The sequence below is a fragment of the Arenibacter flavimaris genome, from assembly GCF_030291335.1.
Lineage (GTDB): Bacteria > Bacteroidota > Bacteroidia > Flavobacteriales > Flavobacteriaceae > Arenibacter.
The window spans coordinates 65215-81591 of the sequence record NZ_JASWIM010000005.1; the positions used below are offsets into that span (position 1 = coordinate 65215).

Annotated in this window: 17 protein-coding genes; 4 read left to right on the top strand and 13 right to left on the bottom strand. The window is 38.6% G+C overall.

Annotated features, from left to right (window positions below):
* Position 1: 1 nt before the first annotated feature.
* Together QSE00_RS06165 and QSE00_RS06170 are read right to left on the bottom strand one after the other, a co-directional pair.
* On the bottom strand, positions 2-1138 hold the full coding sequence (locus QSE00_RS06165; RefSeq protein ID WP_110355805.1) for a WG repeat-containing protein: 1137 nt from the start codon (positions 1136-1138) through the stop codon (positions 2-4).
* A 133-nt stretch (positions 1139-1271) separates the two neighbouring features.
* Positions 1272-2828, bottom strand: a complete 1557-nt coding sequence (locus tag QSE00_RS06170) for an HAL/PAL/TAL family ammonia-lyase (protein WP_110355806.1) — start codon at positions 2826-2828, stop codon at positions 1272-1274.
* A gap of 105 nt (positions 2829-2933) precedes the next feature.
* Here QSE00_RS06170 and QSE00_RS06175 point away from each other — a divergent pair, with 105 nt between their 5' ends.
* Positions 2934-4178 (top strand): NAD(P)/FAD-dependent oxidoreductase, encoded by a 1245-nt coding sequence (locus tag QSE00_RS06175; RefSeq protein WP_110355807.1) that lies wholly within the window; start codon positions 2934-2936, stop codon positions 4176-4178.
* Positions 4179-4221: 43 nt separating this feature from the next.
* Here the strand turns inward: QSE00_RS06175 and QSE00_RS06180 are convergent, their stop codons facing one another.
* Entirely contained in the window at positions 4222-4830 is a 609-nt protein-coding gene (locus QSE00_RS06180) for a hypothetical protein (RefSeq protein ID WP_110355808.1), read from the bottom strand.
* 236 nt (positions 4831-5066) lie between these two features.
* On the opposite strand from QSE00_RS06180, the gene QSE00_RS06185 reads away from it, so the two are divergent.
* On the top strand, positions 5067-6275 hold the full coding sequence (locus QSE00_RS06185) for a multidrug effflux MFS transporter (protein ID WP_110355809.1): 1209 nt from the start codon (positions 5067-5069) through the stop codon (positions 6273-6275).
* A gap of 7 nt (positions 6276-6282) precedes the next feature.
* Here QSE00_RS06185 and QSE00_RS06190 read toward each other — a convergent pair whose 3' ends face one another.
* Positions 6283-6591, bottom strand: a complete 309-nt coding sequence (locus tag QSE00_RS06190) for a hypothetical protein (protein ID WP_286105309.1) — start codon at positions 6589-6591, stop codon at positions 6283-6285.
* Between the two features lie 358 nt (positions 6592-6949).
* Between QSE00_RS06190 and QSE00_RS06195 the strand changes: the two genes are divergently transcribed.
* On the top strand, positions 6950-7189 hold the full coding sequence (locus tag QSE00_RS06195) for a hypothetical protein (protein WP_286105310.1): 240 nt from the start codon (positions 6950-6952) through the stop codon (positions 7187-7189).
* 1029 nt (positions 7190-8218) lie between these two features.
* Here QSE00_RS06195 and arsB read toward each other — a convergent pair.
* From arsB to QSE00_RS06220, 5 genes are all read right to left on the bottom strand, one after another.
* The gene (gene arsB / locus QSE00_RS06200; RefSeq protein WP_286105311.1) at positions 8219-9271 is read right to left on the bottom strand and encodes an ACR3 family arsenite efflux transporter; all 1053 of its coding nucleotides are present in this window, start codon (positions 9269-9271) and stop codon (positions 8219-8221) included.
* 3 nt (positions 9272-9274) lie between these two features.
* A complete protein-coding gene (locus tag QSE00_RS06205; protein WP_286105312.1) occupies positions 9275-9907 on the bottom strand; it encodes an arsenate-mycothiol transferase ArsC in 633 nt (210 codons plus the stop codon).
* Between the two features lie 30 nt (positions 9908-9937).
* Positions 9938-10411, bottom strand: a complete 474-nt coding sequence (locus tag QSE00_RS06210; RefSeq protein WP_110357869.1) for a DUF6428 family protein — start codon at positions 10409-10411, stop codon at positions 9938-9940.
* 47 nt (positions 10412-10458) lie between these two features.
* A complete protein-coding gene (locus QSE00_RS06215) occupies positions 10459-10791 on the bottom strand; it encodes an ArsR/SmtB family transcription factor (RefSeq protein WP_110357868.1) in 333 nt (110 codons plus the stop codon).
* Between the two features lie 73 nt (positions 10792-10864).
* Positions 10865-11497, bottom strand: a complete 633-nt coding sequence (locus QSE00_RS06220) for a class I SAM-dependent methyltransferase (RefSeq protein ID WP_286105313.1) — start codon at positions 11495-11497, stop codon at positions 10865-10867.
* A 420-nt stretch (positions 11498-11917) separates the two neighbouring features.
* On the opposite strand from QSE00_RS06220, the gene QSE00_RS06225 reads away from it, so the two are divergent.
* On the top strand, positions 11918-12157 hold the full coding sequence (locus QSE00_RS06225) for a hypothetical protein (protein ID WP_286105314.1): 240 nt from the start codon (positions 11918-11920) through the stop codon (positions 12155-12157).
* 207 nt (positions 12158-12364) lie between these two features.
* Here the strand turns inward: QSE00_RS06225 and QSE00_RS06230 are convergent, their stop codons facing one another.
* The 4 genes from QSE00_RS06230 to QSE00_RS06245 form a co-directional block, all read right to left on the bottom strand.
* Complete coding sequence (locus QSE00_RS06230; protein WP_110357877.1) at positions 12365-12607, bottom strand: DUF1059 domain-containing protein; 243 nt, start codon at positions 12605-12607, stop codon at positions 12365-12367.
* 166 nt (positions 12608-12773) lie between these two features.
* On the bottom strand, positions 12774-14015 hold the full coding sequence (gene fabF, locus QSE00_RS06235; protein ID WP_286105315.1) for a beta-ketoacyl-ACP synthase II: 1242 nt from the start codon (positions 14013-14015) through the stop codon (positions 12774-12776).
* A gap of 75 nt (positions 14016-14090) precedes the next feature.
* On the bottom strand, positions 14091-14735 hold the full coding sequence (locus QSE00_RS06240; protein ID WP_286105316.1) for a DsbA family oxidoreductase: 645 nt from the start codon (positions 14733-14735) through the stop codon (positions 14091-14093).
* A 53-nt stretch (positions 14736-14788) separates the two neighbouring features.
* A complete protein-coding gene (locus QSE00_RS06245) occupies positions 14789-15049 on the bottom strand; it encodes an EthD family reductase (RefSeq protein ID WP_110357863.1) in 261 nt (86 codons plus the stop codon).
* Positions 15050-16377 lie beyond the last annotated feature (1328 nt).

Consider the following 16377-nt stretch of genomic DNA (forward strand, 5'->3'; position numbering starts at 1 on the left):
TTTAATTTTTAACGTCGTCAAATATTTCTGCATTTTCGTACCATTTGTTGCCCAAAACTTCTCCCTTGGCATTTAGAAAACCCCATTTCTTCTTATATTTTACTCTGGCAAGCCCATTGATGAAGCCTTTTTCCAAATTCTTTTTAAAGATGGAAAACGATAATCCTGCCGTGATATCATATTCTGGTTGTATTACCCATTTTCCAGTTTTATCTATGAATCCCCATTTCTTTTCTTTTACGGGGGCAAGACCGTTTGCGGAGAACACTTCGGCATCCTTAAACTTGAAATCTATGACCTTTTCTCCTTTTTCATTAATATACCCCCAGTTTTTGTTCATAAACACTGGTGCCAAACCTTGGCTAAAATCCCTGGCTTTTTCATAGGTAGGAGCAATGATCCACTCCCCTGTGTTATTAATGAACCCCATCAATTTATTGCTCCTGGCATAGGTTAATTCTGACTTGTCCGTGAATTCCCATATTTTATCGGCATTCTTTACGGGGTTAAAGTTGCCGTTGGCTATAATCCCAAAAGATTCCTGCTTTTTTACCCATACACCTTTACTGTTGTAATCCCCAATTTCTTGGTTCTCAATGGGGATGTAGATTTCGCCCTTTTTATTGATCATTCCCCAAAGCTCACCTTTTCTGGCCTTGGCATATCCATCGATAAAGGGTTTAATTTCGTCAAAATCCGGTTCTGCGATTAATTTTCCATCGGTACCTAAAAGCCCAATTTTCTCACCACTTTTAAAAAAGGCCACACCATTGTCAAAATCATAATATTTTTCAGAAACTGGGGTTTCCAAGGTTTCTCCCGAAACATTGATATAATGCCATTGGTCACCTTTGTTTACCAAGGCCAGCCCCGAATTGAATTCTTTCACATGTTCATATTCAGGTTGAATTGCCCATTCCCCAGCAGTATTGATATAGCCCCATTTGTCGCCCATTGAGGCGGCGGCCCGCTCGTTTGTAAAATTGTCAGCTTTTTTAAATTGAGGCTGTATTGCAAACTCCCCGGAGGTATTGATATACCCATAAAGCCCATTTTCCCTTACCAGGGCATATTCCTGTGAATAAAAATTACCAAAAACCAAAAAAAGTGCAACCGAAAAAATAACCTTTGTTTTCATCTTAGATCTTTTTAAATTAAAACGTTCATATTCAATAATTACCAAGTTGGGACCCGGTGTATGTTTAACATTAAGCTATGCCACTATTAAATTATGGATTATTTTATTCAAATAACTTTTCTAACTCAATTTTTTAATTAAGATGCTTACAAGCGTAAGATTCTTCCTCAAAATTTAGAATAAAGTCTTTAACCTTATTTACATAAGGATACATGGGAACGTCTTTGTCGGAGATAGGGGGGACCAAATTTCTAATATCATCATACATTTTTCTTGTTTTGGACGATATTTTGTCCTGAACTTTCAAATACTCAATGGCCTGGACAATAGTTATTGTTTCTATCGCAAGGACTTCAAAAGTATTTTCGATGACTTTTTTGGTAATGTTGGCTGCGTTGGTTCCCATGCTAACAATGTCCTGATTGTCGTTGTTGTTTGGGATACTGTGAACGTACATGGGATTGGACAACATTTGGTTTTCAGCAGTGGTGGAGGTGGCAGTGAACTGTACACCTTGCATCCCGAAATTTAAACCAAGTTTACCAAGATTGACAAAGGGGGGAAGTATATTATTAAGGTTTGGATTTAAGAGGTAGTTTAATTGCCTTTCGGCAAGCATGCTCATTTTGGTCACGATTAGTTTTAGTTTGTCCATTTCAAGGGAAACATAATCGCCGTGAAAGTTTCCGCCATGGTACACATGCTCTTTTTCAACATCCACAATGGGGTTGTCGTTGGCCGAATTGACTTCTTCGATAAGAATTCTTTCTACGTTGTTCAAAGTGTCAAGAACTGGACCTAAGATCTGGGGTACGCATCTCAAGGAATAGTATTCCTGTACCTTTTCCTCAAAAATAGACACTTCGTTATTGCCGTTGTACAAATGGTGTTCCCTCTTACGGGTAAGGGCACTATCCTTTAAATGATTTCTCATGGATTTGGCGATCTGCTGCTGCCCTTTGTGTTTTTTGGACTGATTTAGCTCTAGTGACAAGTGGTCATCATAGGCATGTACTATTTCATTGATGGCAGATGAACAGCATATCATCCAATCCAATAACTTTCTGGTGTTTATGGTGTTGATGAGGCCAATTCCCGTCATCACCGAAGTGCCATTTATAAGTGCCAAGCCCTCTCTTAAAGAAACGGTAATGGGCTTTAGGTTTTCTATTTTAAATACTTCTTCCGTTGGCCTTCTCTCTTCTTTGTAAAATACCTCACCTTCCCCAATAAGCACTAGGGCTATATGTGCCAATTGGACTAAATCGCCGCTGGCACCCACGCCACCATGCTCAAAAATTACAGGGGTAATGTTCTTGTTGATGAGTGAAGTCATTAATTCGATTACCGAAATATGTACACCTGAATATCCCAAACTTAAAGTGTTCAATCTGGCCAGCATAGCAGCCTTGACATATTGGGCAGGGATTAAATTGCCTGTTCCGGAAGCGTGGCTTCTTATGAGATTGTATTGTAATTGAATCCGGTCGGCGTCTTTTATTTTATATTGCGCCATTGGACCAAAACCTGTATTTACACCGTAAATGATTTTGTTTTGGGAAAAGTGGCTTAAAAAATTAAAACTATTTTCGACGGTTGTTAAAACGTCTTTATTTATTAGAATAGATTCTTCTTTAAAAATTATACGATAGAAATCCTCTATTCCTAACTTTCCTTTAATAGTCAACATGTATATAAATTCAATATTTTAAAAGTAAATTGAATAACAATTAATAAAAATAGTTATTTTGGATTGCAAATGTATGATATTTAACCAATCAATATTTTAAAATTAATGAATCAACGTTTAGTCGAAGTCTTAGTAATTGGCGCAGGGCCGTCTGGTTGCGTCTCCGCAGCCTTTTTACAAGGTCAAGGAATTCAAGTTCAGGTGGTTGAAAAAAGTATTTTTCCCAGATTTGTAATAGGGGAGAGCCTTTTGCCCAGATGTATGGATCATTTTGAGGAAGTAGGCCTGTTGGAAGGTTTGAATGCCTTTGGTTTTGAAAAGAAATTTGGAGCCCGATTTATAAAAGGGGACAAAATCTGTGAATTTGATTTTAGTAAGAAACACACCAAGGGTTGGGATTGGACTTGGCAGGTTCCAAGAGCGGATTTTGACAAAGTATTGGTAGACGAACTGATCAAGAAGGGGGTTGAAGTCTCCTTTGGACATGAGGTTGTAGATGTTGTTATTGACGAAAATGGGGGTTCCCTGACCACTATTAAGGATGAAAATGGGGAACCATACCAGGTACAGGCAAAATATATAATAGATTCCAGTGGTTACGGAAGGGTATTGCCCAGATTGTTGGATTTGGACAAGCCCTCTGTCCTGCCCAGCCATTCCTCTATTTTTACCCATGTAGTGGATGTAAACCGCCCAGAGGGTAGGGAAGGTACCCTGATTACTTTTGATGTGGTTGATAAAGAGGTTTGGTTATGGGTCATTCCATTTTCAAATGGAAGAACAAGTATTGGGTATGTGGGGCCTACTGAATTTTTGGAGTCCTTTGAAGGAAGTAATGGGGAAAAATTGACACAGATGTTGAAGTTGTCCAACTATTATTACGAACGCTTTAAGGGGGTCGAATTTTTGTTCGAACCGGTTTTGATAAAGAATTATTCCAAATCAGTAAAAAAACTTTATGGTAAAGGATTTGTTTTAACGGGCAATAGTGCGGAGTTTTTGGATCCCGTCTTTTCTTCTGGAGTTACTTTTGCCACAGAATCGGCCTTGTTGGGTGCAAAACTCATTGCCAAAGCTCTTAAAGGTGAGGCAGTTGATTGGGAGAAGGAATACTCTGATTATATTAGGGAAGGAGTAAACGTATTTTCTTCCTATGTTAACGAGTGGTATAGCGGTAATTTACAGACCTTGTTTTTTCATGAACCGGAAAATCCAGAGGTAAAAAGACAAATATGTTCTGTTTTGGCGGGCTATGTCTGGGACAAGACCAATCCCTTTGTGACCAAGCACAATAGACTTATTAGAACGGTAGCCCATATAATTGAACTTGAAAAGCAAAAAAGTGAATGATATCATCATTCACTTTTTGTTTTCATCCTAAAGCATATTTGGTCTAGAAGCCTTTCTTCAAAATTAACCTGGCAAAGGATTTTCCAGTTTTGGCATAACCTTCCCCTATTCGGTCTTCATTGCTAAACGAGCTACCCCATTGGTCTCCGGGAGCATTTTCACTTGTTACTTCCAACAAAATATTGTCCCTGTTATTGGTCTCTACAAATTTTAATAGGGTGCTAACCTTTGCTGGTTGCTTCATGACCCCGGCATCCCAGCCCGGATATACCCATATAGTCTCTACGATAAGGGTGTATTTGGCCTCGGCTAAATTTTCATTAAAGAAGACATTGTGGTTCTCGTAAAGATATCTATTCATTAATTCCAAAAATTTTGGGGCATAGATCAATTCCCTACTAGCGTACCAGCTTTTTTCCCAAGATGTACCTTTTCCCCGTGTTTTTTCTTCCAATTCTGCAGAGTGTTCCCTTACATAATCTTCATTGGAGAGGTTCTTTTTCAAAAGTTTCATATTGTCATAAACAAACTCTACGTTTATTTCTTTCTGACCCTTGATAAAATTAAAATCTCCCTGTTTAACTTTTAGCTTTTGGCCATAAGTAAATAAGGTTGATAAAAATACTAGAGCAATGATAAAATTGATTTTCATAATAAGTAATTAGTGTTTATAACCCCAAATGTATGGGAATTAAATCTTAGTGTGGCTTTTCTGGATTTAATTTATGGTTAAGTGAAAATAAACGGGAGTGTTTTGTTCCTGTAATTATAAATGGGTTTTATAAACATTGAAGCGTCATTATTTTGAGGATTTTTTATAAATGTTATCGTTTTGTTATTTCCAGTAATATATAGTTAAATCTTATTGCATATGTTTAATTTTGCCGGATGCAAAAAAGTCAGCAGCGACCACAATTTGAATTTGTAGCCATTATGGCTTCCCTAATGTCTATTGTGGCACTGGCCATTGATGCGCTCCTACCGGCTATGTCCACTATAGGTGTGGATATTAACAGCTTGGACCCTACCGAAAATCAGAAGTTTATAACAATGATTTTTTTGGGTTTGGGGGTGGGACAATTGATTTTTGGGCCTTTATCGGATAGTTTTGGTAGGAAACCTATTGTTTATATTGGCTTTTTGGTGTTTTGTATGGCGAGTATTATCTGCGTTATGTCCCCCAATCTAGAGTGGATGATAGTTGGTCGAATTCTTCAGGGGATTGGACTTTCGGCCCCTAGAACAATTAGCATATCCATGATAAGGGATTCCTATAAGGGAGATTATATGGCCAAGATAATGTCTTTTGTAACGGCATTTTTTATATTGGTTCCTATAGTAGCTCCTGCTATGGGAAAGTTTTTTCTAGATCATTACGGTTGGGAGGCTATTTTTTATATGCAATTGGTGGCTACTATAATGGTGGGCGTTTGGTTCTGGAGAAGGCAACCGGAAACTTTAAAACCGGAATATAAGATAAAATTTTCCAGCCATGTGTTCGTGGACGGATTTAGGGAATTGCTCAGATACAGGGAAACAGTTGCTTTTACTATTGTTTCGGGGCTCATTACAGGAGCCTTTATGGTCTATTTGAGTTCGGCACAGGAAGTGTTTGAGGTGCAGTATGGCTTGGTCGATAATTTCCCCTATGTTTTCGCAGGATTGGCAATTTCCGTTGGACTATCTACCTTGTTGAACGGTACCATGGTGGTAAAATTGGGGATGAGAAGATTGGCATTGATTTCTTTGACCCTATTCTGTACTGTTTCTTTTGTTTATGTAGGCTTGTTCTGGAATTCGCATAATCCTAGTTTGTGGATATTGATAAGCTTCTTGACCATGCAATTTTTTACCCTTGGTTTTTTGTTCGGCAACCTTAGGGCCATTGCTATGGAACCCATAGGTCATATAGCGGGGATAGGGGCTGCCATTACTGGGTTTGTTTCCACTATGATCGCCATTCCCATCGCAACCTATGTTGGTAGTTATATTCAGCTTACCATTCTTCCTCTTTTTGTGGGATTTTTGGTTTGTGGATCCATTTCCTTGGGGATTTTTATGCTTATGAGGAGGCCTAGTATTTTGACGGCTGCCTAGTATTTTTCTACATAATTTTGTACACTGGATCTGGAATTGGAATAACCCTATGGCTGATCAATATTCTATTGGGCGTCAATTTTAAAGGAATGCTTGTTGGTTGGTTATTATGAGATCTTGGAACACTACAGAGTGTTAGGTTTGGGAATGGCATTTTAAATTTGTTACGACCTATTCCGGTGGCCAAAACCGGATTGAAGGAATCGGATGGCAAAATGGCCGTTAAGGGCGACAGCGAACCAACATGTATTCCCGGCATTACCAAAGGAGTATATTTACTAAAACAGTTTCTCCGGATAGGTAGGCCGATAACCATTATTTGCTTTTGAATGTCTGGAAAAGCGGTCCAAGGCTCTTTTTATATTGCAAAAGTAAGAAGGGATACATATTAATGGAAATCATGGACTGTTAGTTCTTCTGAATTCCACACCGTTGCTGTCTTCTTGATGGTTGGATAGTAAAATTCAAGGCTTGGAAATGTAAGTAAATACTTACGGTCATCGATGAAATGCAATTTTTTATCGCTAAAGTGATTTTGGAACTTCTTACGTTCATCGGGATTTATTTACACTTTATCCGAATTTTATCCACTTAACGAGAAACGGTGTTTTTCATCGAATCAGAACTTGCAAAAATATACTTGCCCTAGTTATATATATAACAAATCGCAAGTCATGAAAACCATTTTAACTTTAATCTTTGTTCTTTGTATCGGAGTAGCTGCACAGGCCCAAAACGATGCTGTCCAAGTTAAGGTTGAAACCATTGTCATGAGTATTGTAAATGCTACGGAAAAACAAGAAGTTGCTATTAAAAGTAATAATAGTCTTGCCCGTTTATATAGGTTCAAAAATTCCAAGGTAACCAAAGAGTTGTCCTTCTCTACCAAATTGAACAAAGCTAAATTGGCTTAATCACAAACTAATATCTGACTGGAATTTAAGTATGGCATCTTCCGGTCCTCCAGTGTCCTTATGGATCAGGAACAACAATTGTTGTGTTTATGAAAAAAAGGGATTAATTTGATCAGTCGTGTTTTTTTGAGCAACAGTTTTAATTAATAGGAGCAATTTAGTAAAACCAATGATTAAATTATTCTTTCATTTTACTCAAGTGGTTTTTATAGTTTTTTAATGGTTTTCGTGAATCTTCGATTTCTTTGCTTGTCCAATGAAACCGACGTAGGAGGTTCATGAATACCATATTACAAAATAAGCAAGCAATGAATAAAACGAAACCGCAGGTTCACGAATACGTAATTAGGAAAATAACCAGCCATGAGCTAAACAAAAGAAAAGACCCTTCTTCGCCAGGTGGTCCCTAAAATCTCTGGATTTTAAGGACCGATGCCATGGCCTAAATTATTTCCAAGGCTTCAATAATTCTTAACGGTCATGCCATCTCCACGACGGAAGAAGAACGACCAAACCATAGACCTTGAGGGCAATGCCAAAGGTTTTTAATAACGGAAAATGACTTATCCCCACATGAAGGTTGACGCAACGAAAGGACCGGCCTATTTTCAATTTACTTAAGTGGTTATTATTGCCTGCCTTCGGCAGACAGGTTTTTTATAGGTTTTCGTGAATCTTCGATTTCGTATTAAATCAAGTGGTTTTCACATTGGAAGGTGGAAGGCGTCCATAGAGCATTTCACCCAAGTGAAAGCGGCCTGGACGCCGGGGCAGTGGAAAGTGCGTAGATTTAAAGAAATTTAAAATCAGCATGGCCATGGCTACTGCTGGCTCCTCCTAACCAAGGTACACCGTACCTTGGTTATTCGGCCCTGGTCGTTTTTTATTCATCGGCTGGTCTATTGATTTTTAATGGTATTCATGAATGCTACGCATTTGGGCGATGCAAAAAATGAACAGGACACAAAAATGAGATAGTAGATTATTTCTTTTTCTAATTCACACACAACTTTTGGGATTGATCCGTCCTTACTGTACTTTGACTATCGGATAATATTTTTTGCGCAACCTCTGGGCTACGCGCACCAATAAAATTAAGGCCGGCACTTCCACCAAGGGCCCAATGACCCCAGCAAATGCCTGCCCTGAATTTAGTCCGAAGACGGCTATAGCCACAGCTATGGCCAATTCAAAATTGTTCCCCGCCGCTGTGAAGGCCACAGAAGCCGTTTTGTCATATTCAGCCCCCATGGCTTTTGTGACGAAAAAACCAATAATAAACATCAGCGTAAAATAGATGAGTAAAGGTACCGCTATGATGAGAACATCCATGGGGATCTCAACAATCATTTCGCCTTTTAAGGAAAACATGACCACTATGGTAAACAATAGGGCAATCAAGGTCATAGGGGATATGGTAGGAATAAATGTGTTGGAGTACCATTCCCCACCCTTCAGTTTAACGAGGATCAATCTACTTAAATAACCCAATGCAAACGGAATTCCCAAATAAATAGCTACGCTTTCGGCTATGGTAGCAATAGAAATGTCTACTATGGCCCCTTCAAATCCGAAATAGGGAGGAAGTACGGTTATAAAGATCCAGGCATAAAAACTATAGGCAAATACCTGAAAAATACTATTAAGGGCAACCAAGCCGGCACCGTATTCGCTACTTCCTTCGGCCAGATCGTTCCAAACAAGTACCATGGCTATACAACGCGCCAAACCAATAAGAATCAACCCAACCATATATTCCGGGTAATCCCTTAAAAAGGTAATGGCCAGTGCAAACATCAAAATTGGTCCAATAACCCAATTCAGGATCAAGGATATGGATAAAATCTTGGTGTTTTTAAAAACCTTGGGCAAAACCGAGTAGTCTACCTTGGCCAAGGGAGGGTACATCATTAGGATTAGTCCAATGGCAATGGGGATATTGGTTGCTCCACTACTAAAACTATCAATGATTTTGGGAAAAGTGGGTACAAAATAGCCTATGCCTACCCCCAATGCCATCGCCAAAAAAATCCAAATGGTTAGATAGCTGTCCAGAAAGCTTAATTTTTTGTTCGAGGCCATTGATTATGATTTTATTTGAGCAAAAATGTACATTAATTCGGTTGCAATTTGAAGGCTTCTTTCCCGATACTTTTCGGCCTGTTGTGGGGTATGGTCGAACGCCTTTGGATCCTCAAAGGTTATTGGGATACGCTTTTCGGCCCCTGCTATAAACGGGCATCCAACATCTGCCTGTGAACAGGTCATAACCGCTGCAAACTCGGATTTAGGATTAAAAGCAGCATCGAACTTCTTTGAAAACCCTATCACTGGAGGCTCATTGTCGGTATATTTTATGCTGTATATTGGGTTTTCTCCTTGCGCTAGGGTCGCTATGCCAAATCCCGAATTTTTCAAGGTTTCTGCAACCATTGGGAATAGGGCGGTAGCTTCCGTTCCTCCCGAATAGCATTGTACATTCTTAAGGTTGAAATAGAAGGCCAAGGTTTGCGCCCAGACTTGGGATAAGTGACTCCTTCTGGAATTGTGGGTGCAAATAAAATTAATTCTAATGGGTTGTTGGGTATCTGTTTTAGACTGTATATAGTCAGCAAGGGGCTGTAAAATTTCTTTTCGCTCCTCACTAATATTATCAATACTGAGTTTAGAGATAGCCTGATCTATTTGGTCAAAGACCTTCTTTTTTACGGGCATCATTAAATAAGGTTTATAGTGTGGTTAAAGGGTTTAACAGCATCCTGAGTTTGGAGTACAGCAATTTGCAGAAGTCTCTTGCAATTGGGATAACTTTATTTTTGGTTTTTCTGTCGGAATACCACAATTGTCCTTTGCCAGGCAATCTGTATGTTTGGTGGCCAATAAAAAATTGGTGCCGTCAAAATCCAATCCAAATTTTTGTATGGTATCTCCTTGGTATTCTACTTCAATTTCCAAATCCCCAATTTCCAATACCTTTTCCGATAATTCAATGATGTGGACCAATTTCTCTGGATGAAGTCGGTGGTCATAGTCGGTGGAATCCCATAGCTGAAAGTTCACTACTTCCTCTTTACGAACCGTACCGCCACAGTCTATGAAGTTTTTGGTTATTTTACCTACTTCGGTAACGTGAAAATGATTGGGTACTAGTTTACCATCCGGCAATTGAAATGCAATGGTTTCCAAATTCCCTAAAATTGTTTTTATCTCTGATAGTTTCATTTTGTTATTTGTTTATTGCGATTATGCGATTAATGAGTTTAAATTTTTTAGCAACAATCTTCCTGTTCGGTAATGTCGAGATTTAGAAATTGTTTGATAATCTCTTTCATTTCCATCCATTTTTCAGTATTGATACAATAGCAAACACTGGTACCTTCAACACTGCCCTTTATGAGTCCCAGGAGTTTCAATTCTTTTAAATGCTGTGAAATGGTTGGTTGGGCCAAGCCAATTTCATTTACAAGATCACCGCATACACAGGTGTTTATTTTAAATAGATGCTGCAGAATTGCCACGCGTGCCGGATGTCCAAATGCCTTGGCAAAAATGGCAATTTCATTTTGTTGATCCGAGAAAATTTCTGTTTTGGCTAAACCCATTTTAATTTATTTGTATATCGCAATATTACGATTAATATTTTATTCAACAAACATTTTCACTTTTTTTTTCATATCATTTTTTTGAGCTAATAAGAATGGTATGTTTTTCAATCAGGGCTTCCGTTCTCTGGTAATCTACATGGTAAACTTCAGGTTCTTGAAATGCATTTTGAGTTAGAAGCTTTTTTAGTGCATCCAAATTATGGTAATGGAAATACACTCTGTCTCCATTGCTGCCTACCTTAAAGCCCGATTTATTGGAGTCACCTTCCACAAAACTTAAATAGAGCAATCCGTTTTTTGATAGTAGTCTATGGGATTCTGAAACTAACTGGGCACAATGGGGGTAGGAGAGGTAGGGCAAACAAAAACCACCAATAATTCCATCGAATAAGGTTTCAAGTTCGCCGATCTGCCTACAATCCATTACCTTGAAAGTAGCGGCTGGATTGTTCTTTTTTGCTAATGCAATCATGTTAGGGGCTATATCTATCCCCAATATTTTGAAGTCGGGCCTTTTGGATAATAGGTATCGTGTAATGTTTCCAGGACCACAGCCTATTTCCAAAATTCCTGCATTTTGTTTTCTTATTGATTTACAAATAAGATCATAGCTATGGTTGTACAAGTCCAGATCCATAAATCGGTCTTGATATAGATTGGCTATTTTGTTCCAAGTCTCAAATGTTTCCCTATAGGAGTCCAATGGTGTATTTTATTTTTAAATGGGTATATGTGGACACAAATATCGGGAATAATTTTCGGCCTAGGATGGCTGTATTTTATTGTTGTTTTTATTGGCTCTGCCAAAGGGTATAATACCCGAGGCTTGCCTCGAAAATTAAAGTTCGTTTCCTACGAATGCCTCGCAGGCTTGCCCCGAGGTAGTTTACTTTAATGTGGAAAATGATAAAACTATGGAGCTAAAAATGTAAGTAAATACCCACCCTAATCGATGAAATACATTTTTTTATCGTTAAAGTGATTTTTGAGCTCGTTACCTTCATCGGGATTATTTTGCACTTTATCTGGATTTTATCCGCTTAACGAGAAACTGTGTTTTTCATCGAATCAGAACCTGGAAAAATACACTTGCCCCTGTTATATATATAACAAATCGCAAGTCATGAAAACCATTTTAACTTTAATCTTTGTTCTTTTTATCGGAGTAGCTGCCCAGGCCCAAAACGATGCGGCCGAAGTCAAGGTTGAAACCATTAGCATGAGTATTGTATCTGTTACGGCAAAACAAGAGGTTGTTTTGATAAAGGATAAGGCTGTTGCCCGTTTGTATATGTTTAAAAATTCCAAGATAACCAAAGAGTTGACTTTCTCTACCAAGTTAAATAAGGCCAAACTGGCTTAATACAGGAATAACTTTAATTAGGTCGGTTTTTGACCTTTAATCAGATAAATATTATGTTAACAGTAGCCCTTTTGATCTTCTTTTGTATCTGTCTTAATTATTTGGTGGTTTTTCCTGAAAAAAAGGATAGTGTAAGGATGTTGAAGGAGCCGGTGAAAAGGGATAAATAATTCCGCCTCGCTTAGGTTACATTCAAGGCTTCAAGATCTATAATTTGTTATCCGGAAGATTTTCAAATTCCTTCTTCTTGTTTTCGAACCATTTGGCCATCGCATTCGGTGTTCTCATAAGTTCCTGCGTTTTATTCATGGCCTCCAGGTGTTCTTTGTCACCAGCCTTGAACATTTGCATCCCATGCTTTTTGCTTTGTTCTGCTATTTCTTCAAAAGTCGTGGCGTGGAATGGCATGTCACAGGCACCTCCCAATTGTTTGCATGTCATTGTTTTCATATCGATCGTTTTCTTAAGATGGTTTTTACTGTAGGCCTCTGGCTCCGAAAAGGTTCTTACATACCCTGCGTTTTGTCCAAATGGCACGGGTTGTGATTACAAGTTAAGCAAAAGGCCCCGATTATTTGAGAAAATTGGAGCCTTTGAGTTATTGTTTTACAAGTTTCTATACTTTTTTAAAGATGGTGGTAGCATTGTGCCCACCAAAACCAAAGGTGTTGCTCATGGCCACGTTCACAGTATGGTCTATGGCTTCTTTGATTACGATAGGCGTGGTTTTGGGAATAATGGGATCTATCTTCACGGTGTTGATGGTCGGGGGGATAATGTTGTTCCCAATGGCTTTTATAGCTAAGATTGCCTCAACGGCACCAGCGGCTCCCATAAGGTGTCCCGTCATCGATTTTGTAGCACTAATTTTCAAATTGTCGAACTCGTTGTTGAAGGTTTTTGCCACTGCTTTTATTTCGCTTAAATCCCCAACTGGAGTAGAAGTGGCATGAACATTCAAATAATTGATCTGTTCCGGGACCAGTTGTGCTTCCTCCATGGCCAATTGCATGGCCTTTATTGCGCCAATCCCTTCGGGATGTGTGGCTGAAATGTGGTAGGCATCGTCGGTCATGCCCGCTCCTACAATTTCTGCATAGATATTTGCGCCCCTTTTTTTGGCATGTTCATATTCTTCGAGGATTAAGGCACCTGCACCTTCGCCCATTACAAAGCCGTCCCTATCCTCATCAAATGGTCTTGAGGCCCTTTGTGGGTCGTCATTTCTTGTGGATAAGGCTTTCATAGCATTAAAACCCCCAATGGAAGCTTGGGTTATGGGAGCTTCAGATCCTCCGGTAACCATAACTTTGGCCTTGTTCAAACGAATGTAATTGAAAGCATCCATTATGGCAGAGTTGGAGGAGGCACAAGCGGATACTGCCGTATAGTTGATGCCCATTAATCCAAACTTCATGGCAATCATTCCCGAGGCCATATTCACCAACATTTTTGGTATAAAGAAAGGATTGAATCTGGGACGTTTGCCCTCTTCCATAAAGTTCATGACCTCATCTTCAAAGGTTTGCATTCCTCCTTGACCCGATCCCCATATTACGCCCATATCAAAAGGAGATAGGGAATTTATATCCAGGCCGCTATCATTTATAGCTTCAGTTGCTGAATAAAGGGCGTATTGCGTAAACCGATCACTCCTTTTTATCTCGTTGCGGTCAAGGTAGTTTTCAGGTGTAAAATGTTTCAACTCGGCGGCAAAGGTTGTTTTGAACAATGTAGAATCGAACTTGGTGATTTTGGATACACCGCTTTTGCCATTGATGGCACTTTGCCAAAATTCATCTACCGAATTTCCTAGGGGAGTCAAGGCTCCCATACCGGTAATTACTACTCTCTTCATAATTGAGTTTTTTAAGTGGATAGCCAATGTCGGTTTCCAGTTGCATTGGCACTTGTTGGTAATTAGTATGTTAGCCTATTGTTCAATAACTTCGCTAAGGATCTGTTTAAAGACATCTACGGCCTGTGCTCCCGTTACTGCACTTTTTTTGTTAAATACGATGGTTGGTACTGAGTTGACACCCAGGTTTTTCCAATAATTCTGTTTGCTTCTGAGGTCGTAACGGGCCTCATCATTATCTAATTTGGACAAAGCCTCTTCCGCGTTCAATCCAATGTCCAATAAAGCTTGCTTTAAAACAGCTCTGTTGGAGACATCTTTTCTTTCACTAAAAAAGGCTGTGGTTAAGCGCATCTTTAATTCGGTTTGCTTTCCGTAACCCTTGGCGTACTCCAATAAAATATGGGCTTCAAATGTGTTTACCATTCTCATTTCCTCAAAATAATCGAAGGTGAATCCCAGTTCTGCCCCTGCCTCGGCCATATATTCCTGGGAGCGCCTCTGTTCTTCCAAACTGGAACCATACTTTTCGGTAAGATGTTCCTGTACGTTCTGCCCCTCTTTTGGCATATTTGGATTAAGTTCAAAAGGGTGCCACTCAATCTCTATTTGGTCCTGAATACCCAAATCCGAGATGGCCTTATCCAAACGTTTGTAGCCAATGGTGCACCAAGGGCACACTACATCGGACACAATATCTATTTTAATTTTATCTGCCATAATTATGATTATTTTATTAATCAGGCTGGAAACTTAATTATTAGGTTCCCAGCCTAATTTAAAGGTTTTTGGACTTTAATTACCTCGCTAATTTGAACTAAGGGCTGAACATTGGTAAAATTAGGAAGATCTGCGGAGATTTTAGCTGCATTTGCCCCAAATGATCCTTGAAAAGATTTCAAGGATTCAAATGTTAGGTTCGCAATTGCTACATAGGGGGCGGACTGGACGGGACGCGAACCTTGCTCAGCGAGCCCAATCGCCGTGGTATTTCTACCAAATATCTTCTTATATGTTGACGATTTGTGACCTATTTACAATGATTGGTAGTTCAACTTGTTTTCGTCTGTTGCAGAAATAGGAATTCTTTTTAATTAACTGTATTTAATTGAATAAAATAAACTGATTGGTATAACTGATTTTTCTACAATGAAGAAGTACTGTCTTTGTTATCACACTCATCACATTTCCCTGTATTCCGCGAAAAGCTGCATTTCGGGAAAAGCTTCACTACAAAGGTCTTGGACACAATCCCCAATTTTAGCTTTCCATTACGTGAACCTTTCCGCTATGCTGGGAAGGAACACTTTATTGTTTCCAATTAATTCAAATACATGCCCTGTAACTCTTCTTTTGGTAATTTCCCAACTTCCGTTAGGGTCTGTATTATTTGTGTCAAAATTCCAAGAGAAATCTGAGTTGTCTAAATCATTTCCTTCGGAAAGACCTGAGGAAAATGTAACAACAAAAAAACATATAAGGGTGCTGTACCTGTTGTTCTATTTACTTGAATCTGTAAATCTACTTGAGCTACCATTGCAGCACCTATTACCAAAAAAACAAAACAAATAATCGTCTTTTTATTATCATATCTTAGTTTAAGGTATTACAGTTTCTATTAAACACCAGTTTGCCATAAAACTTAGATGTTCTTCTAAAAAGGTATTGCTAGCATAATTTAAAGGACAATAGGAAATAGTATTTGCACCATTTGTTTTGTTTAATTGGAGTTCTGTCCTGTTACCTAAACCTACTTTTCCTAAAATATCGCCTTGCTGAATGTTGTCACCTTCTAAAATAGCGACCTCTAAAACATGATCATATATAATGAGCCATTGAGAGGTAGCTGTTGGTTGTATACGAATTTCATAATCTGAAGATTCCCCTTCGTTTAAAACAACGGCTTTAACCAGACCATTACTGGCAGCCCTAACGTTAACATCACTGTTTTTAGTGATGTATTCGATGGCTGGACTTTTTTTGGTGGTTGATAATTCCTGACCAAACGCAATGACATTATTTATTTCTAAAATATCTATTGGGGGAATTCCTAAAACAGGGGGCTCATTATCTATATCCTTTTTAGAGCATGAGTTTCCTAAAAATATACCTATTATTAGGAGAAGTGTAGATTGGTATGTTTTCTATGTGGGCGTTATTAATCTCATATTAAAATCTGAATAACTTTAATTAAATTCAATTAATCTTAATTCGAATAAGCTGCTCAAAGCATCAATATATCCAATTTTATTATTTCCTAAATACAGTTCTTCTAGCACATTTTATGTGTTAAGTTCCGAAATGCCTGTTATTTTATTATAAAACAAGTTAAAGTTAAATACGGGTTTACAATATGCTACTC